23 protein-coding genes and 1 tRNA gene are annotated in these 22,430 nt (G+C 59.9%); 9 read left to right on the forward strand and 15 right to left on the reverse strand.

What is annotated here, in order from left to right; translation table 11 throughout:
* The first annotated feature begins 4 nt into the window (after positions 1-4).
* Positions 5-2,275 (forward strand): ATP-dependent Clp protease ATP-binding subunit ClpA, encoded by a 2,271-nt coding sequence (clpA, locus tag ACL0K2_RS22605; protein ID WP_045161617.1) that lies wholly within the window; start codon positions 5-7, stop codon positions 2,273-2,275.
* Positions 2,276-2,461: 186 nt separating this feature from the next.
* Here the strand turns inward: clpA and infA are convergent, their stop codons facing one another.
* The 4 genes from infA to trxB all read right to left on the reverse strand — a co-directional run bounded on the left by infA (position 2,462) and on the right by trxB (position 5,216).
* A complete protein-coding gene (gene infA, locus ACL0K2_RS22610; protein WP_002553999.1) occupies positions 2,462-2,680 on the reverse strand; it encodes a translation initiation factor IF-1 in 219 nt (72 codons plus the stop codon).
* Between the two features lie 99 nt (positions 2,681-2,779).
* Complete coding sequence (locus tag ACL0K2_RS22615) at positions 2,780-3,487, reverse strand: arginyltransferase (RefSeq protein ID WP_045161618.1); 708 nt, start codon at positions 3,485-3,487, stop codon at positions 2,780-2,782.
* A 52-nt stretch (positions 3,488-3,539) separates the two neighbouring features.
* Positions 3,540-4,220: a leucyl/phenylalanyl-tRNA--protein transferase gene (gene aat / locus ACL0K2_RS22620; RefSeq protein ID WP_239612094.1), complete on the reverse strand. Its 681-nt coding sequence runs from the start codon at positions 4,218-4,220 to the stop codon at positions 3,540-3,542.
* 48 nt (positions 4,221-4,268) lie between these two features.
* Positions 4,269-5,216, reverse strand: coding sequence for a thioredoxin-disulfide reductase (gene trxB, locus ACL0K2_RS22625; RefSeq protein WP_045161620.1), 948 nt, complete (start codon positions 5,214-5,216; stop codon positions 4,269-4,271).
* Between the two features lie 214 nt (positions 5,217-5,430).
* Between trxB and ftsK the strand changes: the two genes are divergently transcribed.
* The 6 genes from ftsK (at position 5,431) to cysG (ending at position 13,160) form a co-directional block, all read left to right on the forward strand.
* Entirely contained in the window at positions 5,431-7,836 is a 2,406-nt protein-coding gene (gene ftsK, locus ACL0K2_RS22630) for a DNA translocase FtsK (RefSeq protein WP_196298644.1), read from the forward strand.
* Between the two features lie 16 nt (positions 7,837-7,852).
* Positions 7,853-8,479: an outer membrane lipoprotein chaperone LolA gene (gene lolA, locus ACL0K2_RS22635; protein ID WP_045161622.1), complete on the forward strand. Its 627-nt coding sequence runs from the start codon at positions 7,853-7,855 to the stop codon at positions 8,477-8,479.
* A 76-nt stretch (positions 8,480-8,555) separates the two neighbouring features.
* A complete protein-coding gene (locus ACL0K2_RS22640) occupies positions 8,556-9,881 on the forward strand; it encodes a replication-associated recombination protein A (protein WP_045161623.1) in 1,326 nt (441 codons plus the stop codon).
* Positions 9,878-10,252: a fluoride efflux transporter CrcB gene (gene crcB / locus ACL0K2_RS22645; RefSeq protein ID WP_045161625.1), complete on the forward strand. Its 375-nt coding sequence runs from the start codon at positions 9,878-9,880 to the stop codon at positions 10,250-10,252. Before ACL0K2_RS22640 ends, crcB begins: the two co-directional genes overlap by 4 nt.
* Positions 10,253-10,324: 72 nt before the next feature.
* Positions 10,325-11,605: a serine--tRNA ligase gene (gene serS, locus ACL0K2_RS22650; protein WP_239612096.1), complete on the forward strand. Its 1,281-nt coding sequence runs from the start codon at positions 10,325-10,327 to the stop codon at positions 11,603-11,605.
* Positions 11,606-11,762: 157 nt separating this feature from the next.
* Positions 11,763-13,160, forward strand: coding sequence for a siroheme synthase CysG (gene cysG, locus ACL0K2_RS22655; protein WP_045161628.1), 1,398 nt, complete (start codon positions 11,763-11,765; stop codon positions 13,158-13,160).
* A gap of 55 nt (positions 13,161-13,215) precedes the next feature.
* On the opposite strand, the gene ACL0K2_RS22660 is transcribed toward cysG, so the two are convergent.
* From ACL0K2_RS22660 to ACL0K2_RS22690, 7 genes are all read right to left on the reverse strand, one after another.
* Positions 13,216-14,214 carry a glutathione S-transferase family protein gene (locus ACL0K2_RS22660; protein ID WP_045161629.1) on the reverse strand — a complete coding sequence of 333 codons (999 nt, stop codon included), beginning with the start codon at positions 14,212-14,214 and terminating at the stop codon, positions 13,216-13,218.
* A gap of 88 nt (positions 14,215-14,302) precedes the next feature.
* A complete protein-coding gene (locus tag ACL0K2_RS22665) occupies positions 14,303-15,286 on the reverse strand; it encodes a glycosyl transferase family protein (protein ID WP_413043445.1) in 984 nt (327 codons plus the stop codon).
* The gene (locus ACL0K2_RS22670; protein WP_239612099.1) at positions 15,283-15,618 is read right to left on the reverse strand and encodes a TusE/DsrC/DsvC family sulfur relay protein; all 336 of its coding nucleotides are present in this window, start codon (positions 15,616-15,618) and stop codon (positions 15,283-15,285) included. The genes ACL0K2_RS22665 and ACL0K2_RS22670 overlap by 4 nt, the downstream gene beginning before the upstream one ends.
* Positions 15,615-15,917: a sulfurtransferase complex subunit TusB gene (gene tusB, locus ACL0K2_RS22675; RefSeq protein WP_413043446.1), complete on the reverse strand. Its 303-nt coding sequence runs from the start codon at positions 15,915-15,917 to the stop codon at positions 15,615-15,617. Before tusB ends, ACL0K2_RS22670 begins: the two co-directional genes overlap by 4 nt.
* Positions 15,917-16,276, reverse strand: a complete 360-nt coding sequence (gene tusC / locus ACL0K2_RS22680; protein WP_045161633.1) for a sulfurtransferase complex subunit TusC — start codon at positions 16,274-16,276, stop codon at positions 15,917-15,919. Before tusC ends, tusB begins: the two co-directional genes overlap by 1 nt.
* Positions 16,276-16,668 (reverse strand): sulfurtransferase complex subunit TusD, encoded by a 393-nt coding sequence (gene tusD / locus ACL0K2_RS22685; protein ID WP_045161634.1) that lies wholly within the window; start codon positions 16,666-16,668, stop codon positions 16,276-16,278. Before tusD ends, tusC begins: the two co-directional genes overlap by 1 nt.
* An 88-nt stretch (positions 16,669-16,756) precedes the next feature.
* Positions 16,757-17,425 (reverse strand): Bax inhibitor-1/YccA family protein, encoded by a 669-nt coding sequence (locus tag ACL0K2_RS22690; protein ID WP_045161636.1) that lies wholly within the window; start codon positions 17,423-17,425, stop codon positions 16,757-16,759.
* 128 nt (positions 17,426-17,553) lie between these two features.
* Here ACL0K2_RS22690 and ACL0K2_RS22695 point away from each other — a divergent pair.
* Positions 17,554-17,643: transfer RNA gene (locus ACL0K2_RS22695), tRNA-Ser, on the forward strand.
* Positions 17,644-17,989: 346 nt separating this feature from the next.
* Positions 17,990-18,262 (forward strand): DUF1652 domain-containing protein, encoded by a 273-nt coding sequence (locus ACL0K2_RS22700; RefSeq protein ID WP_045161684.1) that lies wholly within the window; start codon positions 17,990-17,992, stop codon positions 18,260-18,262.
* 143 nt (positions 18,263-18,405) lie between these two features.
* On the opposite strand, the gene ACL0K2_RS22705 is transcribed toward ACL0K2_RS22700, so the two are convergent.
* Genes ACL0K2_RS22705 through ACL0K2_RS22720 form a run of 4 tightly spaced genes read right to left on the reverse strand, consistent with a single transcriptional unit; the run spans position 18,406 to position 22,417 of the window.
* The gene (locus ACL0K2_RS22705; protein WP_045161685.1) at positions 18,406-19,413 is read right to left on the reverse strand and encodes a peptide ABC transporter ATP-binding protein; all 1,008 of its coding nucleotides are present in this window, start codon (positions 19,411-19,413) and stop codon (positions 18,406-18,408) included.
* Positions 19,406-20,431 (reverse strand): ABC transporter ATP-binding protein, encoded by a 1,026-nt coding sequence (locus ACL0K2_RS22710; RefSeq protein WP_413043447.1) that lies wholly within the window; start codon positions 20,429-20,431, stop codon positions 19,406-19,408. The genes ACL0K2_RS22705 and ACL0K2_RS22710 overlap by 8 nt, the downstream gene beginning before the upstream one ends.
* Positions 20,432-20,483: 52 nt before the next feature.
* Complete coding sequence (locus ACL0K2_RS22715; RefSeq protein ID WP_045161687.1) at positions 20,484-21,395, reverse strand: ABC transporter permease subunit; 912 nt, start codon at positions 21,393-21,395, stop codon at positions 20,484-20,486.
* Between the two features lie 11 nt (positions 21,396-21,406).
* Positions 21,407-22,417: an ABC transporter permease subunit gene (locus ACL0K2_RS22720; protein ID WP_045161688.1), complete on the reverse strand. Its 1,011-nt coding sequence runs from the start codon at positions 22,415-22,417 to the stop codon at positions 21,407-21,409.
* Positions 22,418-22,430 lie beyond the last annotated feature (13 nt).

Genomic DNA, 22,430 nt, shown 5'->3' on the forward strand with positions numbered 1-22,430 from the left:
AGCTATGTTGAACCGTGAGCTCGAAGTCACTCTGAATTTGGCGTTCAAGGAGGCTCGTACCAAGCGTCATGAATTCATGACGGTTGAGCATCTCCTGTTAGCCCTGCTGGACAATGAAGCCGCCGCAACGGTCTTGCGGGCCTGCGGCGCCGGCCTCGATAAATTGCGGCACGACCTGCAGGAATTCATCGACTCCACTACGCCGCTGATTCCCCAGCATGACGAAGAGCGTGAGACCCAGCCAACCTTGGGCTTCCAGCGCGTGCTTCAGCGTGCTGTGTTTCATGTGCAAAGCTCCGGCAAGCGTGAAGTGACTGGCGCGAATGTCTTGGTTGCGATCTTCAGCGAGCAGGAAAGCCAGGCGGTATTTCTGCTCAAACAGCAGAACATCGCCCGCATCGATGTCGTCAATTACATCGCTCATGGAATCTCAAAGGTTCCTGGGAATAGCGGTAATCCAGAAAGCGATTCGGAGATGCAAGACGAGGAGGGGGGGGACTCTGCTGCCTCGGGTAATCCGCTCGATGCCTATGCAAGCAATCTCAACGACTTGGCTCGTCAGGGGCGTATCGATCCGCTGGTCGGGCGTGAACACGAGGTCGAGCGAGTCGCTCAGATTCTGGCTCGTCGGCGCAAGAATAATCCGTTATTGGTGGGTGAGGCTGGGGTCGGCAAGACCGCTATTGCCGAGGGGCTGGCAAAGCGCATCGTCGATAATCAAGTCCCTGACCTGCTCGCCAGCAGTGTCGTCTATTCCCTCGATCTTGGCGCTTTGCTGGCCGGCACAAAATATCGTGGCGATTTCGAAAAGCGCTTCAAGGCGCTATTGAACGAGCTGCGCAAGCGGCCCCAGGCGGTCCTGTTCATTGACGAGATCCACACGATTATCGGCGCTGGCGCTGCGTCTGGCGGCGTGATGGATGCGTCCAATCTACTTAAGCCGCTCCTGTCCTCAGGAGAGATTCGCTGCATTGGATCGACCACGTTCCAGGAGTTTCGCGGGATCTTCGAAAAGGATCGGGCGCTGGCTCGACGCTTCCAGAAGGTTGACGTCTCCGAGCCGTCCGTTGAGGACACCATTGGTATTCTGCGTGGCCTAAAGGGGCGCTTCGAGCAGCATCATGGCATCGAGTACAGTGATGAGTCGCTTCGTGCAGCTGCTGAGCTGGCCTCGCGCTATATCAATGATCGGCATATGCCGGACAAGGCGATAGATGTCATTGACGAGGCGGGGGCGTTCCAGCGTCTGCAGCCGGAGGACAAGCGCGCCGCTCGGATCGATGTCGAACAGGTTGAAGACATCGTTGCCAAAATCGCGCGGATTCCGCCTAAGCATGTCAGCACGTCGGACAAGGAGTTGCTGCGCAATCTGCAGCGCGACTTGAAATTGACTGTGTTCGGTCAGGACGATGCGATTGATTCGCTGGCTACTGCCATCAAACTGTCCCGGGCAGGGCTCAAAGCGCCTGACAAGCCTGTGGGCTCGTTCCTTTTTGCAGGCCCTACCGGTGTCGGCAAAACGGAGGCGGCTCGTCAGTTGGCTCGGGCGCTGGGCGTCGAGCTGGTGCGCTTCGACATGTCCGAGTACATGGAGCGTCATACCGTGTCGCGTTTGATCGGTGCACCGCCAGGCTATGTTGGCTTCGATCAGGGTGGATTGTTAACCGAGGCGATCACCAAACAACCGCATTGCGTGCTCTTGCTCGACGAAATCGAAAAGGCGCATCCAGAGGTGTTCAATCTGTTGTTGCAGGTGATGGATCACGGGACGTTGACGGACAATAACGGCCGCAAGGCGGATTTCCGTAACGTCATTTTGATCATGACCACCAATGCAGGGGCAGAGACCGCGGCGCGCGCTTCGATTGGTTTCACCCATCAGGACCATGCATCGGACGCGATGGAAGTTATCAAGAAGAGCTTCACGCCCGAGTTTCGTAACCGCCTGGATACCATCATCCAGTTCGGTCGTCTGAGTCACGAGGTCATCAAGAGCATCGTCGATAAGTTTCTCATTGAGCTACAGGCACAGCTCGAGGATAAACATGTCACGCTCGAGGTGTCGGATGCGGCGCGTGGCTGGCTGGCTGAGCGTGGTTATGATCCCCAGATGGGGGCACGGCCGATGGCTCGTTTGATTCAGGATAAAATCAAGCGTCCATTGGCTGAGGAAATACTCTTTGGTGAATTGGCCGAACATGGAGGCGTGGTGCACATCGATATTCGTGATGGCGAACCGTTCTTCGACTTCGAAACCTCGGCCGAGTTGGCTTAGAACCTGTCACTGCGCTGTAACAGAAACGCCCGGCGATGCCGGGCGTTTTCTTGTGATCATCTGGTTTGAGCGATGGCAAAGTCTTTAGCCCGTCGGTGAATATGACAAGCGTCTGACTAGGCCTGAATACTAAATCCGCAGAAACAAAAAGCCCGGTCATTACCGGGCATTCATTCTCGCGACCTGTTAGCGGGCGCGGTAAGTGATGCGACCTTTGCTCAAGTCATACGGCGTCAGTTCTACGCGAACCTTGTCGCCGGTAAGAATCCGGATGTAGTTCTTGCGCATCTTTCCAGAGATGTGCGCAGTAACGACGTGCCCATTTTCCAACTCCACACGAAACATGGTGTTGGGCAGGGTGTCGACGACAGTACCTTCCATTTCGAAGCTGTCTTCTTTCGACATTCAGTAGAGCCCTCGGTGTTCAATGATTGACCCGGTGCGAAGAATGCCCGGGTAAAAGCGGCAAGTATTGTGCCTGAAAGGGCTCCGAGAGCCAAGGGCTCAACTCAGAGTTATCCAGCGCTGGTTAACCAGCAGTTCGATAGGGCGATATTCGGTCTTGTAGCTCATCTTGCGGCAGTTCTTGATCCAATAGCCTAGATAGACTGCCTTCAGGCCGAGCCGTGCCGCCTCGCCGACCTGCCAGAGAATTGCGAAGCGACCAAGGCTGCGGCGCTCCTCGCTTGGGTCGTAGAAGGTGTAAACCGCAGACAGGCCGTTGGGCAGCACATCGGTCACTGCGAGGGCGAGCAGGCGACCGTCCAGGCGGAACTCGTAAAAGCGAGAGAAGGGTAGATCACGAACCAGAAAGGTATGGAACTGATCTCGGCTCGGCGGATACATGTCGCCGTCAGCGTGACGTCGCTCGATGTAGCTGGCGTAGAGCGAGTAGTACTCTTCGGTGAATGAAGGCCGAACATTGGTAACGATCAGGTCCGCGTTGCGCTTGAGAATACGCCTCTGCTGGCGATTGAGCTGTAGTCCTTCGGCAGATATGCGAGCAGGAATGCAGGCGGTGCAGCGCTGGCAATGGGGGCGGTAAAGATGATCGCCGCTGCGGCGGAACCCCATTTCCGAGAGTTCTGCATACACCTGCACGTCCATCGGCTGACTGGGGTCGAGGAAGAGCGTAGTAGCCTGCTCGTCGGGCAGATAACTGCACGCGTGGGGCTGGGTAGCATAGAACTTGAGACGAGCCAGTGAAGTCATGGTCAGCTCTCGAAAATCTTAAAGTCAGTGTAGGTCAGCTTGGCTTCGTGGACTAGGTCTCCCATCGGGCGGAACTGGGGTCGTCCAGGTATCTGGCGAGCATCTCGGCGAAGGTTTGGCGGGCGATGGTTCGCGCACCGAAACTGGCCAAGTGCTGTGTCGGCATCTGGCAGTCAATCAATTTGAAGCCCCAGCCTCGGAGACGTTCCACTAATGTCACGAACCCCACCTTGGATGCATCAGTCGTGCGGCTGAACATTGATTCGCCGAAGAATAGTCGACCCATGGCCAGGCCATAGAGGCCTCCGACCAGCCGTTCGTCTTGCCAGACTTCGACCGAGTGCGCGATGCCGAGCTGATGCAGTTTTTCGTAGGCTTCCTGCATCGGTGTCGTGATCCAGGTCCCGTCAGCGTAACTGCGCGGGCCGGCGCAGCCCTCGATCACGTCTCGGAAGGCGCGATCGAAAGTGATGTCGAACGCCCCTTGGCGTAGTTTCTTGCGCAAGCTGCGTGAGACGTGCAGCTCCTCTGGAAACAGCACCGTGCGAGGGTCGGGCGACCACCAGAGCAACGGTTGTCCGTCCTGATACCAGGGGAAGCACCCATGCCGGTAGGCTGCCAGTAAACGCTCTGGCGATAAGTCGCCTCCCGCGGCGAGTAGCCCGTTGGGGTCACGCATGGCCTTTTCTAGCGGGGGGAACGACAGGTCGTCGCGCTGCAACCAGGTCAGCATATCGATACGTCACGAGGGGCGGATGTGGACATCCGCCCTGAGGGCTGGTTATTGATCCAGATACTTTTCGGCATCGAGTGCGGCCATGCAGCCGGCGCCGGCGGAGGTAATCGCCTGACGATACACATGATCGGCCACGTCGCCCGCTGCGAATACGCCTGGAATAGTTGTGCAGGTAGCATCGCCTTCGCTGCCCCCTTTGATCTTGAGGTAGCCGTCTTTCATTTCAAGCTGGCCTTCGAACAGATCGGTGTTGGGCTTGTGACCGATAGCAATGAATACGCCCGACAGGTCAAGTTTCTGTTCTTCTCCCGACAGGGTACTCTTCAGTCGCACGCCGGTGACGCCGCTGGCATCGCCCAGTACTTCTTCCAGTGTGTGGTTCCAATGGAGGTGAATGTTGCCATTAGCGGCTTTCTCCATGATCTTGTCCTGCAGAATCTTTTCAGAGCGCAGCTTGTCGCGACGATGGATCAGATGTACTTCTTTGGCGATGTTGGATAGATAAAGCGCTTCCTCGACGGCCGTGTTGCCGCCACCGATCACTGCAACCACCTGGTTGCGGTAGAAGAATCCATCACAGGTAGCGCAGGCTGACACGCCGCGCCCCGCGAATGCTTCTTCCGATGGCAGTCCAAGATACTGAGCCGAAGCGCCTGTCGCGATAATCAGCGCATCGCAGCTGTATGTAGCGCTATCGCCTTTGAGAACGAAAGGACGCTGTTGCAGTTCGGCGGTATGGATGTGGTCGAACACTACTTCGGTGTCGAAGCGCTCTGCGTGTTTTTGCATCCGTTCCATGAGCGCCGGGCCAGTGAGTCCTTCGACGTCACCGGGCCAGTTGTCCACTTCGGTGGTGGTCGTGAGCTGGCCGCCGGGCTGGATGCCGGTGATCATGACAGGCTTCAGATTGGCACGGGCGGCATATACCGCGGCGGTATAACCGGCCGGGCCCGAGCCGAGGATGATCAGACGTGAATGCTTGACTTCATTCATAAAAAGCCCTCATAAGCCTTTGTTGCGAATAGAGAAGCGTGCTCCAGTCGAGCCGCGCTGAAAAAACTGGCGTTTATGCTACACCGAAGCATCGAGAAAAGCCCAAGCCGGCGCGGAACCGGCATGCCATCGAATCGACAAACCCGTACAATGTCCAATTATCTGGCTGAATACGGTTCATAGAGCGCGCCGCAGGCGCAGGAAATAAAGCGTTTTGAAGAATACCTCCTCTACCGCGCCGGCTTCCGTCTGGCGGCAACAGTTGCATTACCGTCTCAAAGAGGGCGCTTTGATTGCGCTTGGCGCTCTGTGCGCGTACCTCTGGATGGCATTGCTCACCTACGATCCGGCCGATCCCGGCTGGACTCACACCAGCAACGTCCAGCAAGTCCAGAACGCCGCTGGTCGCGCCGGGGCCTGGTTCGCCGATGTCCTGTTCATGGCGCTCGGCTATTTTGCGTTCCTGTTTCCGTTGCTGCTGGGGATCAAGACCTGGCAGGTGTTTCGTGCGCGTCATCAACCCTGGGCCTGGAACGGCTGGCTGTTTTCCTGGCGGCTGATCGGGCTCGTGTTCCTGATCCTTTCGGGCTCTGCGCTGGCCTATATCCATTTCCAGTTCGCCAATAATCTGCCTGCTTCGGCAGGAGGAGCATTGGGCGAAAGTCTCGGTCAGCTCGCCGAGGCGGCGCTCAATGTTCAGGGCAGCACCTTGTTGCTGCTGGCTTTCTTCCTGTTCGGCCTGACGGTTTTCACCGACCTGTCCTGGTTCAAAGTAATGGACCTGACTGGCAAGATCACGCTCGACCTGATCGAACTGATCCAGAGCCTCTTCAGCCGTTGGTGGTCCGCTCGAAACGAGCGCAAGCAGCTCGTCGCGCAACTGCGTGAGGCTGATGATGTAGTCAACGAAGTGGCCGGTTCGCTCTCCGATCAGCGTGAGCGCGCCAGGGTGAAGGAGCGCCTGCTCGAGCGTGAGGAGTCGCTGAGCAAGCACATGAGCGAGCGGGAAAAACGCCCAGCGCCGGTTATCCCGCCCGTCGCACCGCCGAAGCCTGTTGAGCAAAGTAAGCGCGTCTTGAAGGAAAAACAGGCCAACCTCTTTGTCGACCCGCTTATCGAGGGCAGTGTCCCGCCGCTATCGCTGCTGGATGTCGCTGAAAAGCAGCAGAAGCAGTACTCGCCTGAGTCGCTGGAAGCCATGTCGCGGTTGCTGGAAATCAAGCTGAAGGAGTTCGGTGTCGAGGTCATTGTCGAGTCGGTCCACCCGGGTCCGGTCATCACTCGCTTCGAAATCCAGCCGGCGGCTGGCGTCAAGGTCAGCCGGATCTCCAACCTGGCCAAGGATCTGGCGCGCTCTCTGGCTGTGATCAGCGTGCGCGTGGTCGAAGTGATTCCCGGCAAGACCACCGTGGGCATCGAGATCCCCAACGAAGATCGTCAAATCGTGCGGTTCTCAGAAGTGCTGTCGTCCGCGCCATACGACGACGCCAAGTCGCCGGTCACCATTGCGCTCGGCCACGACATCGGAGGCAAGCCGGTGATCGCCGATCTAGCGAAAATGCCTCACCTGCTGGTTGCTGGTACCACCGGTTCGGGTAAATCGGTCGGGGTGAATGCGATGATCCTGTCGATTCTGTTCAAATCCACGCCTGAAGATGCGCGGTTGATCATGATCGACCCGAAGATGCTCGAATTGTCGATCTACGAAGGCATCCCGCATCTGCTGTGCCCGGTGGTGACCGACATGAAGGAGGCGGCTAACGCGCTGCGTTGGAGCGTCGCCGAGATGGAACGTCGCTACAAACTGATGGCAGCCATGGGCGTACGTAACCTGGCGGGCTTCAATCGCAAGGTGAAAGAAGCGGAGGAGGCCGGTACGCCGCTCACCGATCCGCTGTATCGCCGCGAGAGCATGGAAGATGAAGCGCCGTTGTTGAAGAAGCTGCCGACCATCGTCGTGGTGGTGGATGAATTCGCCGACATGATGATGATCGTCGGCAAGAAGGTCGAAGAACTGATCGCGCGTATCGCACAGAAGGCCCGGGCCGCGGGTATTCATTTGATCCTCGCGACCCAGCGCCCCTCGGTGGATGTGATCACCGGTCTGATCAAGGCCAACATCCCGACGCGCATGGCATTCCAGGTGTCGAGCAAGATCGACTCACGCACCATCCTTGACCAGGGCGGCGCCGAACAACTGCTGGGCCATGGCGACATGCTTTATCTGCCGCCGGGTACCGGTCTGCCGATTCGGGTGCACGGCGCCTTTGTTTCCGACGACGAGGTGCATCGCGTCGTCGAGGCCTGGAAAGCGCGTGGCGCGCCCGACTACATCGAAGAAATTCTGGTGGGCGTCGAGGAGTCGGGCAGCGGTTTCGATAGCTCAGGCGGTGACGGTGGAAGCGGCGAGGGTAGCGAGGAAGATCCGCTCTACGACGAGGCCGTGCGCTTCGTTACCGAAAGCCGTCGCGCATCGATTTCGGCCGTGCAGCGCAAGCTCAAGATCGGCTACAACCGCGCCGCTCGTATGATCGAAGCCATGGAAATGGCGGGCGTCGTCACCTCTATGAATACCAATGGCTCGCGCGAAGTGCTCGCGCCGCCTCCCACCCGCGACTAGTCGCACCGAGGGCCTCATGCAATTGATTCGCGTGTTGTTTGCATCCGCTCTGCTGTTTACCCTGGTCCCGGCTCAGGCTGACCAATCCGCCTCCGTGCAGCGCCTGACCGGCTTGCTGCAGCAGGCTGAAACCCTGACCGGGCGCTTTTCCCAACTGTCTCTCGACGGCACCGGTACCCAGCTTCAGGAAACGTCCGGCGAGATGGCCCTGAAGCGGCCTGGTCAGTTCCGCTGGCACACCGACGAGCCGATGGAGCAGTTGCTCATCTCCAATGGCAAGAAGGTCTGGTTGTACGATCCGGACCTCGAGCAGGTGACCATCCAGACACTGGATCAGCGTCTGACTCACACGCCGGCCTTGCTGCTTTCTGGCGATGTGTCGGCCATCAGCGAGAATTTCGACGTTTCGCATCAGGAAGCGGGCGAGGTGGTGGATTTCACGCTCAAACCCAAGGCCAAGGATACTCTGTTCGATACCCTGCGCCTGTCATTCCGCGGCAACGTGATCAATGACATGCAAATGGTCGATGGTGTCGGCCAGCGCACCAATATCCTGTTTCAAGGCGTCAAGCTGAATCAGCCGCTCAAGGCAGATCTGTTCACCTTCGACATTCCCAAGGGAACCGACGTCATCTCCGAGTGACCCGCGTCCGTACGTCCGCCAACCGATACGGCCTGCGCTCCCCGCGGGCCGTTTGCATGAGAGGTACCCGCCCGCGATGGACCTGTTCAGTCGCGATCCTATCGCCCAACCGCTAGCTGCACGTCTGCGCGCTGCCAGCCTCGACGAGTATGTCGGGCAGGAACATCTGCTGGCGCGTGGCAAGCCGTTGCGTGAGGCGCTGGAGCAGGGTGCGCTGCATTCAATGGTGTTCTGGGGGCCGCCCGGGGTCGGCAAGACGACCTTGGCACGTTTGCTGGCCAAGGTCTCCGATGCCCACTTCGAGACCGTCTCGGCGGTGCTGGCAGGCGTCAAGGAAATCCGCCAGGCGGTGGAGATCGCCAAACAGCAGGCGGCGCAGTCCGGCCGGCGCACCATCCTCTTCGTCGACGAGGTGCACCGCTTCAACAAATCGCAGCAGGATGCCTTTCTTCCATATGTGGAAGACGGCACGCTGATTTTCATCGGTGCCACCACCGAGAACCCTTCGTTCGAACTGAACAACGCCCTGCTATCCAGGGCTCGCGTGTACGTGCTCAAGAGCCTCGATGAGGCTGCTCTGCGAAGATTGGTTACGCGCGCCTTGACCGAGCCGAAAGGCCTGGGGGATATGCACCTCAGCTTGCCCGAGGACAGTTTTCAGGTGCTCATGGCCGCGGCTGACGGCGATGGCCGCCGACTGTTGAACCTGTTGGAAAACGCCTCGGATTTGGCTGAAGAGGGCGGCGAGATCAGCGTCGAGTTGCTGCAGGATCTCTTGGGCGATAGCCGCAGGCGCTTCGACAAGGGCGGCGAGGCCTTCTACGACCAGATCTCGGCGCTGCACAAATCCGTTCGCGGTTCCAACCCGGACGCCGCACTGTACTGGTTCGCGCGAATGATCGATGGTGGTTGCGACCCGCTCTATATCGCGCGTCGGGTGGTGCGAATGGCCAGCGAGGAGGTCGGCAATGCCGATCCGCGCGCGATGGGGCTGTGCTTGTCCGCCTGGGATGTTCAGGAGCGCCTGGGCAGTCCGGAAGGCGAGCTGGCGGTTGCGCAGGCGATTGTCTATCTGGCCTGCGCGCCGAAGAGCAACGCTGTTTACATGGCCTACAAGGCGGCGATGCGCGATGTCGCTGAAAACGGCTCGCAGGACGTTCCTCTGCATTTGCGTAATGCGCCGACCCGGCTGATGAAGGAGTTGGGTTACGGCAATGAATACCGCTACGCCCATGACGAGCCCGATGCCTACGCTGCGGGCGAAGACTATTTTCCGGACGCGATGGTGCCGCGTCAGTACTATCAGCCGGTGCCACGCGGGCTGGAGAGCAAGATTCGCGACAAGCTCGAGCATCTGGCACGGCTCGATCGGGAAAGCCCGCGACAACGGAGAAAAACATGATTCGGATGGTGCTGGCAGTGGTAACCGGTGGCGTGGTCGGTACGCTGATCCGTTTCGGCTTCGCGACTTGGGTATCGGCCCATTGGCCCCGGCATTTCTATTTGGCAACGCTGGCAGTCAACCTGCTCGGCTGTCTGCTGATTGGTTACCTGTATGCGTTTTTTCTGGCGCGCCCGGACATTTCCCCGGAGCTGCGGGGCGGCCTCATCATCGGTTTTCTCGGTGCCCTGACGACGTTTTCCAGCTTTTCCCTCGACGGGTTGCGCCTGCTCGAGAGCGGCCAGCTTGCGACGGCTTTCGGCTATATCGGCGCCAGCGTGCTCGGGGGGCTGCTGGCCGCCTGGGCTGGCCTGGCGCTCGCCAGGTTATGAACCTTGCCGCGATGACAGTAAACTCCGTTTCCTCTCCGCCTTTCCTCAAAGCTTTCACAGACGAGACTCACCATGCTTGATTCGAAACTGGTACGCACACAGCTGCAGGACGTCGCCGATCGCTTGGCTACCCGCGGCTACCAGCTGGATGTGGCGCGTATCGAGGCGCTGGAAGCACAGCGCAAGACCGTACAGACCCGCACCGAGCAACTGCAAGCCGAGCGCAACGCCCGTTCCAAGTCGATTGGCCAGGCCAAACAGCGCGGTGAAGACATCGCGCCGCTGCTCGCCGACGTGGATCGCATGGGATCTGAACTGGAAGCCGGCAAGGTCGAGCTGGATGGCATTCAGTCCGACCTGGATCAGCTGATGCTGAGCCTGCCGAACTTGCCCCACGAATCGGTCCCGGTGGGCAAGGACGAAGACGACAACGTCGAAGTGCGCCGCTGGGGCACGCCGAAGGCATTCGAGTTCGAGGTCAAGGATCACGTGGCCCTGGGCGAGCAGCATGGCTGGCTGGATTTCGAAACCGCCGCCAAGCTGTCAGGTGCCCGTTTCGCCCTGATGCGCGGCCCAATTGCCCGTCTGCATCGGGCGTTGGCGCAGTTCATGCTCGACTTGCACACCCGTGAGCATGGCTATGAAGAGGCCTATACACCCTATCTGGTTCAGGCGCCCGCGTTGCAAGGTACTGGCCAGTTGCCAAAATTCGAGGAGGATCTGTTCAAGATCAGCCGTGAGAACGAGGCTGACCTTTATTTGATCCCGACTGCCGAGGTGTCGCTGACTAACATCGTCGCCGGTGAGATTCTCGATGCAAAGCAGTTGCCGTTGAAGTTCGTCGCGCATACGCCATGCTTCCGTAGCGAAGCTGGTGCATCCGGTCGCGATACCCGTGGCATGATCCGTCAACATCAGTTCGACAAGGTCGAGATGGTGCAGATCGTCGAACCGAGCGAGTCATTCGAGGCGCTCGAGAGCCTCACGGCCAATGCCGAAAAAGTCTTGCAACTATTGGGCTTGCCGTATCGAGTGCTTGCGTTGTGCACAGGCGATATGGGCTTCGGTGCGACCAAGACCTACGATCTGGAGGTCTGGGTTCCGAGCCAGGACAAGTACCGCGAGATCTCCTCCTGCTCCAATTGTGGCGATTTCCAGGCCCGTCGTATGCAAGCGCGCTTCCGTAATCCAGAAACCGGTAAGCCCGAGCTGGTGCATACGCTCAATGGCTCCGGCCTGGCGGTAGGACGCACACTGGTCGCGGTGCTGGAAAACTACCAACAGGCGGACGGTAGCATTCAGGTACCCGATGTGCTGAAGCCCTACATGAACGGTATCGAGGTCATCGGCTGATAGCGTCCGATGGGTACTTGGTGATGGTGGAGCCGGCGCGGTGAGTTGCCGCTCCACGGGCTGGTACTTGGCACGATCCTGACTTCTTGATAGCCGACAAGGGCCGTCTCCCGCGCAATGGTTGAGATGGACCAACTTTTCTCACCAGGACTCGCTGATGGATTTTCTGCCGCTGTTCCACAATCTCAAAGGTCGCGCGGTGCTGGTCATCGGTGGCGGTGAAATCGCCCTGCGCAAGGCCCGCCTGTTATCCGAAGCCGGTGCGGTGCTGCGTGTCGTGGCGCCAGAGATTGAGCCGCAGTTGACTGACTTGGTCGACCGGAGCGGTGGGCAGTCGTGTCTGCGCGGTTATGACCGCGACGACCTTGCTGGATGCGTGCTGGCGATCGCTGCCACCGATGACGAGCCGCTGAATGCACAGGTGTCGCACGACGCCAAGGCGCTCGGTATACCGGTGAATGTGGTGGATTCTCCTGAGCTGTGCACGGTCATCTTTCCCGCGATCGTCGACCGCTCGCCGCTGATGATTGCCGTATCCAGCGGCGGTGATGCCCCGGTTCTGGCGCGTCTGATGCGGGCGCGAATCGAAACCTGGGTGCCTGCGGTGTACGGTCAATTGGCTGGCCTGGCGAAGAAGTTTCGCAGTCAGGTTAAGGCTGCATTACCGAATGTGCAGCAACGGCGGGTGTTCTGGGAAGAGGTCTTCCAAGGCACCATTGCCGAGCGGGCAATGGCGGGACAGCCGCACGAGGCCGAGCGATTGCTGGAGGAAAAGCTCTCCGGCGCAGCGCCCAAAAGCCTCGGCGAGGTGTATCTGGTCGGCGCGGGTCCTGGCGACCCGGATCTACTGACATTTCGTGCGCTGCGGTTGATGCAGCAAGCCGACGTTGTGCTCTATGACCGGCTTGTAGCGCCTGCCATCCTCGATCTGTGTCGTCGCGATGCTGATCGGATCTACGTCGGTAAACAGCGTGCCGAGCACGCCGTCCCTCAAGAGCAGATCAACCAATTGCTGGTGACGCTGGCCCGGCAGGGCAAGCGAGTGTTGCGCCTGAAGGGTGGCGATCCGTTCATTTTCGGTCGGGGTGGCGAGGAGATCGAAGAGCTGGCGGCTCACGATATCCCGTTTCAGGTCGTTCCCGGTATCACGGCCGCCAGTGGCTGTGCTGCCTACGCCGGTATCCCACTGACCCACCGTGACCATGCGCAGTCAGTGCGTTTCGTCACCGGTCATCTGAAGGACGGCAGCTGCGATCTGCCCTGGCCGGAACTGGTGGCGCCCAGCCAGACCTTGGTGTTCTACATGGGCTTGGTCGGACTGCCGGTGATCTGCCAGCAACTGATCGCTCATGGGCGCGCCGCCGCTACCCCCGTCGCGTTGATCCAGCAAGGCACCACCAGCCACCAGCGTGTATTAACCGGCACGCTCGCCAATCTGCCCGCGCGCGTCGCAAGCGAGCAGGTTCAAGCCCCGACGCTGATTATTGTCGGCGAGGTGGTGCAGCTCCGGGAAAAGCTCGCCTGGTTCGAAGGGGCCGGCACCGCATCCGAATAGACGCGGCGCTCGTGCGCTACGAATCCAGAGCAGATGCTGCGGCCGCGCGCTGTGCTCAGCGCGACCAGATGCCTTTACCCGGCAACCGGTCGCGATCATGCGCACGGCCCAATGCCAGCTGCGGTCCCTTGGGGATGATGCCGTTAGCATTGATATGACGGTGGCTCGCGTAGTAATGGCTCTTGATATGGGTGAAGTCGACGGTTTCGGCGATCCCAGGCCATTGGTACAGCTCCCGCAGCCAGTTCGACAGGTTTGGGTAGTCCTCGATCCGCCGTAGATTGCATTTGAAATGGCCATGGTAGACAGCGTCGAAGCGGACCATTGTGGTGAATAGGCGCCAGTCCGCCTCGGTCAGGTATTCGCCGGTCAGGTAGCGCTGTTCGCCGAGGCGTTGCTCGAGCCAGTCGAGCTCGTTGAACAGCTCATCGAATGCGGTTTCGTAGGCCTTCTGCGTGGAGGCGAATCCGGCGCGATAAACGCCATTGTTGACTCGCGGATAGATCCGCTCGTTGAGCATGTCGATCTCGGCGCGTAGCGGTTCGGGGCAGAGGTCCAGCGTCGATCCGGTCAACTCGTCGAAAGCACTATTGAAGATGCGGATCAGCTCGGCGGACTCGTTGTTGACGATGCGTTGCTGCTGGCGGTCCCAGAGCACCGGTACGGTGACGCGGCCGGTGTAGTTATCGTCATCGCGCGTGTAGCGCTGATGCAGGTACTGAAAGCCATCCAACGTGTCACCGGTCGAGCCGGTGTGTCTGTCGAAGGTCCAGCCATGCTCGGCCATCAGCCAGCTGACGACAGAAACATCGATCAACTGATCGAGCTGCTTGAGTTTGCGATAGATCAGGGTGCGATGTGCCCAGGGGCAGGCGAGAGAAACATAGAGGTGATAGCGCCCGGCTTCAGCCTTTACTGCAGGCTGACCCGTTGGGCCGGGCGAGCCGTCCGCAGTCACCCAGTCGCGTCGTTGCGCCTGTTCTCGCTGGAATTCGCCATCACGGCTGTTTTCGTACCAACGGTCCTGCCACTGCCCATCGACCAAGAGCCCCATGTTCTGCCTCCTCAGACTTTCAGATTAGGGGTCAGTCTATGGAGGATAGTTCGATGGATGGGTCACAATCCCCGGCCATACGCATCGTTCAAACCGATAGGTTGCGTTGCTCCCAGTACTGTCGCGCCTGGATAAATGCGCTCTCGCGCGATTGGCCGAGCCCGCGCAACGCCAGGGCCATCGTCGCCACCACCGCCAGTTCGCCATAGGCATCTTCGGCGGCGCCCCGCCAGACGGCGAGCAAATGCTGCGGATCGAGTTGCGCCGGTTTGACGTGACGTTGTGGCGAAAGCGCCGGCCAATCCTCGTCCCAGGACTTTCCTGCCTGAGTGCCGTACAGGTGCGCCACGCCGTCCGGGTTGATCTCGATCTCGCCGCCTTCACCCTTGATAACGATAGCCGTGTCACCCAGTAAACGGCTGGCTTCGCGGTGATTGCCCTGGTAACCGGGGTGGAAAATACTCTGCAGGCCGCAACGGGCGCCGAGCGGATTGAGGATGCGCGCCAGCGAATGGATGGGCGAGCGCAGGCCTAGGATATTGCGTTGATCGATCATCCGCTGCAGGCCCGGCATCCAGGCCCCGAGCGGCGCGAACGCGAGGTTGGCACGGCCCAGAGCGACGGCGACGCTGTTCCAGTCTTCGCAGCGGGTGATTCCGAGCAGATCGAGTTGCTGCTCGCTATACAGTCGGCCAGCCGTATGAGCGCCACCACCGTGCATGAGGATGCGAATGCCGTTGTGCGCCAGGCACTTGGCTGCGAGCAGGTACCAAGGCAAATGACGTTTCTTGCCGGCATAGGTCGGCCAGTCGAGATCGACGGCGATGGCAGGTGCGTGCAGCTGGTCGCGCACGGCCTCGGTGAAGCCGGCAAGCTCTTCGGCGCTTTCTTCCTTGTGCCGCAGCAGCATCAGGAAAGCACCGAGCTGCGTGTCCTCGACCTTGCCATCGAGCAGCATGCCCATGGCTTCGCGCGCTTCTTCTCGGGTGAGATCGCGGGCGCCGCGCTTGCCTTTGCCCAGGATCCGGACGAAGACGGCAAAGGGGTGTTCAGGCGGGGTGACGAGGCTCATATGCAATTGCTCGGTTTCGGCAATCCCGCCAGCTTTGCGGCGAGTTTGGCGGGGGTGCCTTTGAATAGACGGTTCAGGTGCATGCTGTTGCCCTTTTCAGGGCCGAGCTTCAGCGCGGTGTACTTGATCAATGGGCGCGTTGCCGGGGCTAGCTGAAACTCGCGGTAGAACTCGCGGAGCAGGTGCAGAATTTCCCAGTGTTCGGTTTCAAGACTGAGGCCTTCAGCCTCGGCCAGCGCCGTGGCGACCGGTTCGCTCCAGTCCTCGAGATTGACCAGGAAGCCCTCCTGATCCACGGCAATGCCCACGCCGTTGACATTCAACCCACTCATAGCCAGGCGTTCGTCCGTGCGTATCGACAGCACAGCTCGACGAAGCCCGTATAGTCGACTTGCTGCAAGCGTTCGGGCAGATCTTCGAGGCCGCGTGCGGCTACATCTTCGTCCAGCGCGAACAGACCAATGCCGTCCGGCATCAATTCCAGCGCCTGGCGTTGTGCAGTCGCCGTTTGCAGTGCATAGACCGCATCGCCGCTCAGCAGCAAGGCGTCGCCGGCCCCCAGAAGGTGCAGACAGCTGACCAGACGGCCATCGGCGAAGGGGGAGTGGGAAAGCAGATGCAAAGTGCTCATCAAAGGGTGATCACGTGGTCGTAGCGGTTGATAAGAATATTGAGGCCGGCATCGTCGAGCACCTCGATCGGCAGCGGCACGGCGGTTTCGTCAAGCCCTCGCTCGTCCAGGCTGCGTTTGGCTACGAACAGCGAATCGACACCAAACATCGGGAGGGCCTGCAGATTGGCCGTCAGGTCCTTTTGCTGCAGATGCGCCGGTTGCTGCGCGGGGGCTAACTGGAACACGCCGTCATCGAGAAAAAGCAACCCAAGCGGAAGCTCGAAGGCGCCACCGGCCAGCACGATGTCCAATGCCTCGCGAGCCGTTGGGCCGGACCATGGAGATTGACGGGTAATGATCAGCATCGAGCGGGCCATCAATGCCCTCCGAAGCAGACGAGGCGGTCGGCATGCTGACTGGCTTCATGGAGTTGCCCCAAACCGGACAGCTCCCAGCCAGACCCAAGATTCGCTGCAGGACGCTGATGCCGCTTGGCTTCCTGCTCATCCAGCACGCCACGGCGTAGACCGGCGGCAATGCACACCACCCCATCCAACTGATGGCGATCGACGAACTGGCTCCATTGCGCAGCGATATCCAGTTCGTCCTGTGCGCTCACGGTATTGGCCGACGCGCTATGTACACCGTCTTGGTAAAGAAACAGTCGGACGATTTCGTGCCCACCCGCCAGCACGGCCTCAGCGAAGCGTAAGGCGCGCCGCGAAGCGGGGGAATGGGAAGGGGAGAACAGGGCGATGACGAATTTCATGGGGCACCGTTGAGTTGCTGGGTGACATGATACGCCAGCTTCAGAAACGAAAAAGCCCGCCAAGGCGGGCTTATTCAACGAGCGGCTATCAGTCGTCTCCACCCATGATGCCCATCAGCTGTAGCAGGCTGATGAACAGGTTGTAGATCGATACATACAGGCCAATGGTGGCCATGATGTAGTTGCGTTCGCCACCGTGGATGATCGCGCTGGTCTGGAAAAGAATGCAGACCGACGAGAACAGCACGAAGCCGGCGCTGATTGCCAGTTGCAGACCGCTGATCTGGAAGAAGAAGCTTGCGACCATCGCGCCCAGCAGGACGAAGAATCCGGCGGTGATGAAGCCGCTGAGGAAGCTCATGTCCTTGCGCGTGATCAGCACGAAGGCCGACAGACCAAAGAACACCAGAGCCGTCATGGAGAGCGCGGAGGCGATCAGCTCACCACCGTTGGCGGTGCCTAGGTACATATTGAGGATCGGGCCAAGCGTATAGCCCATGAACCCGGTCAACGCGAAGGTGGATAGCAGACCCCACGCGGAATTGCGCAGCTTGACGGTCAGGAAGAACAAGCCGTAGAAGCCGATCAGCACCACGAAGATGTTCGGGTAAGCCGCGTTGGCCTGCATGGCCATGTAGGCGACCAGAGCACTGAAGCCCAGGGTGATGGCCAGCAGGCCGTAGGTGTTGCGCAGAACACGGCTGACTTCCTGTTGTTCAACCTGCGTGTGCGTAGATGCGTACTGTTGCTTGAGCATGGCGACACTCCTGTAAATGTATTCAGCCCGAGGTGAATTGCCTCGGATCATAGCAGAGCTTTTGTTTCAGCCTAACAACAGAGTTTGACAGTGTGTTTCGTTCCGGTACTATTGCGCCCGCTCTCTGCGGAGGAGTGGCAGAGCGGTTGAATGCAACGGTCTTGAAAACCGTCGAAGGGGAAACTCTTCCGTGAGTTCGAATCTCACCTCCTCCGCCATATCTCAAAACTGAAGGCCCCCTAATTCGGGGCCTTCAGCGTTTCTGCAGGGGCGAATGCGTACGTACGCGTTTCCCGTGTCCGTCTGAGAGAAGTAAAAAACGCCGCTGCCAGGGCTGCCGCGGTTTCGCCTGAATTCCGGATAATTCCACGGGCGTGGAGACAATGGTGCGCTGGATGCACCCCGCCGACGGCGTCGGCTGATCGGCGCGGGCTTGGTCTTGTCCCGTCTAAACAGAGCAAATGATCTGACTCACCGCTGAAACGTGAAGCAGTTTGCGTTTCTTTGCTGAGTGGTTTGTGTGCTTGGCTATTAAACTCTCCGCTCAGACAAAGGAATTGTCAGATGATCCGGATTAGACAGCCCGAGGCTTTGGCGCTCGTGCGGGAACACTTCAGACCGTTGTTGTTCACCGCCACGATGGACTCACCTCAAACCATCCAGGCAATGTTGCTTGACGAGCTGACAGGAGAATCGCTGGTCTTGACCGGGCTCCCTTGTGGCGTATCGGTTACGCGAGCGCAGCTGGCGGGGTTGATCAGCTTGATAGAGCTCGACGTCGCCGCGCTAAGTCCTGCACTGCTCAAGCGCTCGAGAGAACGACAGATCGCGATTTAGCTGCGCGCCGGCTTAGCCTCATCCAGCGGAATTGATGACGAGTCGAATCTCAGCTGTTGCTCCATATTGCCGCCAAAAGGCCCCCGAAATCCGGGGCCTTTTTTGTTTGGGCATTCAAGACGCAACGAGCTGGGCTGGTCAGGCTAGCGAAGCGGTTGTGGGGACGAGCCAACCTCCTCGGCGTAGTGGCAGGCCACCAAGCGCTCATCCAATGGCCGGAACGCGGGGATTTCCGTGCTACACCGTTCAGTGGCATACGGACAGCGCGTGTGAAAGACACAACCGCTTGGTGGGTCGAGCGGGTTGGGCAGTTCACCACGGACGCGGATCTTCGTCCTCACCGCGTCGGGTCGGATACTGGGTGTCGCCGATAGCAGCACCTGCGTGTAGGGGTGCAGGGGACGCGTGTAGATCAGCTCGGCAGGGCCCATTTCCATCGGACTGCCGAAATACATCACCAGCACCTTGTCCGCCACGTGGCGGACCACGGCCAGGTCGTGCGAGATGAACACATAGCCAGCGTTGAACTGCTCCTGCAGATCCATGAACAGGTTAAGAACCTGCGCCTGAATCGACACGTCCAGAGCCGAGGTGGGTTCGTCGGCGATCAGTACCTTGGGATTGAGCATCATCGCACGCGCCAAGGCGATACGTTGACGCTGACCGCCAGAGAACATATGCGGGTAGCGCTGGTAGTGTTCGGGCCGCAACCCCACCTGCTGCATCATCGCCTGCACCCGCTCACGGCGTTCGCTACGTGATAGCTGCGTGTTGATCACAAGCGGTTCGGCCAACTGATCACCGATTTTCTGCCTTGGGTTCAACGACGCGTAGGGATTCTGAAACACCATCTGCACATCTCGGCGAAGCTGCTTGCGCTGCGCCTTGTCGGCACCGGCCACTTCCTGACCGGCAATCTGCAGCGAACCGGAGGTTGGCTCCTCGATAAGGACCAGGGCGCGGGCAAGCGTGGATTTGCCGCAGCCGGATTCGCCCACAACGGCAAGCGTTTCGCCGGCCGCCAGTTCGAAAGACACGCCGTTCAGCGCACGTACGGTGGCGTGTGGTTTGAACAGCCCGCGAGAGATCTCGTAGTGGCGGGTCAGCTCACGTGCGGATAGCACGCTATCTGTCGACGTCTCATTAGACATGCTGATCTCCGGGAGGCTGGCTCGGACGTTGCGCCTCTGGTAGCACTTCGGGTGCTTCGCCTGGCGACATGTGGCGAGGGAAAAAGCAGCGCACTTCGCCGCGCTCATAAGGTTGCAGAGCGGGACGCTCCGAGCAGCGCGGCTGGGCATAGGGGCAGCGTGGCGAGAGCAGGCAACCGGCCGGGCGGTCGTAACGGCCCGGTACGATGCCCGGCAAGGTCGCCAGCCGCCGGCCATTAGAGTGCTCCGGGATGGAGGCCAGCAGCGCCTCGGTATAGGGATGAGCCGGGACGTCGAAGAGCTGCGGTACCCGGCCCGTCTCCACCGCTTGGCCGGCGTACATCACACATACGCGTTGAGCGGTTTCGGCGACCACCGCGAGGTCATGGGTGATCAGGATCAGTGCCATGTTCTGATCGCGCTGCAAGCTCAGCAGCAGTTCCATGATCTGTGCCTGGATGGTCACGTCGAGTGCGGTGGTGGGCTCGTCGGCTATCAGCAGCTGCGGTTCGCCGGCGATGGCCATGGCGATCGCCACGCGCTGGCTCATGCCGCCGGAGAGTTGGTGCGGGTAGGCATCGAGGCGATTGGCTGCGCCGGGAATCTCCACCCGCTCAAGCAGTTCGAGCGCACGCTGGCGGGCTGCCTTGCCCTTGAGGCCAAGGTGTTGGCGCAGAACTTCCTCGATCTGGAAGCCCACCGTGTAGCTGGGGTTGAGTGCAGTCATCGGATCCTGAAAGACCATCGCCAGGTCTTTGCCGATCAAGCGGCGGCGCTGGCGGCCTTTGAGGGTCAGCAGGTCCTGCTCGGCAAATCGCAGGCGGTCGGCTGAGACCTTGCCCGGCGCATCGATCAGCCCCATCAACGCCATCATGGTGACCGATTTGCCGGAGCCGGATTCACCGACGATGGCCAGCACTTCGCCCCGGTCGACACGAAGGTCTAGCCCATCGACTACTGGCGGTGCGCCGTCATCACCAAAGCGAACCGATAGGTTTTGAATTTCGAGAAGGCTCATGGACGGACTTCTCCCGGTTGAGTGGGCATTGGATCAGACATCGATGAGTTCCTCATGCGGCGTTTTTCAGCTTCGGATCCAGCGCGTCGCGCAGGCCGTCACCGAGCAGATTGATCGCCAGCACGCTGAGCAGGATCGCCAGGCCGGGTAAGGAAACCACCCACCAGGCACGCTCGATGTAGTCGCGGGCCGAGGCCAGCATGGTGCCCCATTCGGGGGTCGGCGGCTGAACGCCAAGGCCTAGAAAACCCAGCGCCGCGGCGTCCAGAATCGCCGAGGAAAAGCTCAGCGTGGCCTGGACGATCAATGGCGCCATGCAATTGGGCAGCACGCTGATGAACATCAGTCGAAGGGTGCCGGCGCCGGCCAGCCGAGAAGCCGTGACGTAGTCGCGATTGAGTTCGGTCATCACCGCTGCGCGAGTTAGTCGCACGTAGGAGGGCAGCGACACGATGGCGATGGCGAAGATGGTGTTGATCAGGCCCGGGCCGAGAATCGCCACGATCGCCACCGCCAGAAGCAGGGAAGGCAGGGCCAGCATGATGTCCATCAGCCGCATGATGAACGGGCCCATTCCGGTAGGGGAAAAACCGGCCAATAGCCCCAGCAGGATGCCGGGGATCAGCGAGAAGATGACCGAGGCCAGGCCGATCAGCAATGACAGCCGCGCGCCATGGATCAGACGCGACAGCATGTCCCTCCCTAGTTCGTCGGTGCCTAGCAGGAACTGTGAGGTGCCGGCTTCTTGCCAGGCGGGAGGCGTGAGCAGGAAATCGCGGAACTGCTCGGCGGGGCTGTAGGGAGCCAACGCTGGTGCGAACAGGGCGCAAATCACCAGCAGTGACATGAACATCAATCCGCCCAACGCGCCCTTGTTACGACGAAAGGCGCTCCAGAACTCTCGCAGCGGAGAGGGGTAGTAGTCGGTTGGCTCGGCGGCCGGCAGGGTATCGAAGTTGTTCATCGTCCGGCCTCTTAACGCTGATGACGAATGCGGGGGTTGGCCAGACCGTAGAGGATGTCCACGATGAAATTGACCAGGATGACCAGACAGGCGACCAACAGAATGCCGTTCTGCACTACCGGGTAATCGCGGGCGCCGATGGATTCGATCAGCCATTTGCCGATACCCGGCCAGGAGAAGATGGTCTCGGTCAGTACGGCTCCCGCCAGCAACGTGCCGATCTGCAGGCCAAAGACGGTCAACACGGGAATCAGTGCGTTGCGCAATCCATGGATGAACACCACCCGGTTAGGCGACAGCCCTTTTGCCCGGGCGGTGCGTACATAGTCTTCGCGCAATACTTCGAGCATCGCCGAACGGGTCATACGAGCGATCACCGCCAATGGAATTGTCGCCAGCACGATGGACGGCAGGATCATATGGTGCAGGGCGTCCATGAAGGCGCCTTCCTCATCACTGAGCAGGGTATCGATGAGCATGAAACCGGTGATTGGCTGCACGTCATAGAGCAGATCGATGCGCCCCGACACAGGCGTCCAGCCAAGGCCCACGGAGAAGAACATGATCAGAATCAGCCCCCACCAGAAGATCGGCATCGAGTAACCCACCAGCGATACGCCCATCACCCCGTGGTCGAACAAGGAACCGCGTTTCAGGGCGGCTACCACGCCAGCCAACACACCGAGAGTGCCGGCAATGATCAGTGCGGCAAGTGCCAGCTCGAGTGTGGCGGGGAACAAGGTGGTGAATTCTTTCCAGACACTGGTGCGGGTGCGCAATGACTCGCCCAGGTTTCCCTCGGCCAGCTGGCCAATGTAGTCGGCATATTGGAGATACAGCGGTTTGTTCAGGCCGAGGCGCTCCATGGCCTGGGCGTGCATTTCCGGGTCGACCCGGCGCTCGCCCATCATTACTTCCACCGGGTCGCCGGGAATCATGCGAATCAGGGCGAAGGTGAGCAGTGTGATCCCGAAAAAGGTCGGGATCAGCAAAGCCACTCGGCGGGCTATGAAGCTGAACATCGTTGCAAAACTC

Source organism: Pseudomonas sp. YJ42, from assembly GCF_047225135.1.
Classification (GTDB): domain Bacteria; phylum Pseudomonadota; class Gammaproteobacteria; order Pseudomonadales; family Pseudomonadaceae; genus Stutzerimonas; species Stutzerimonas stutzeri_E.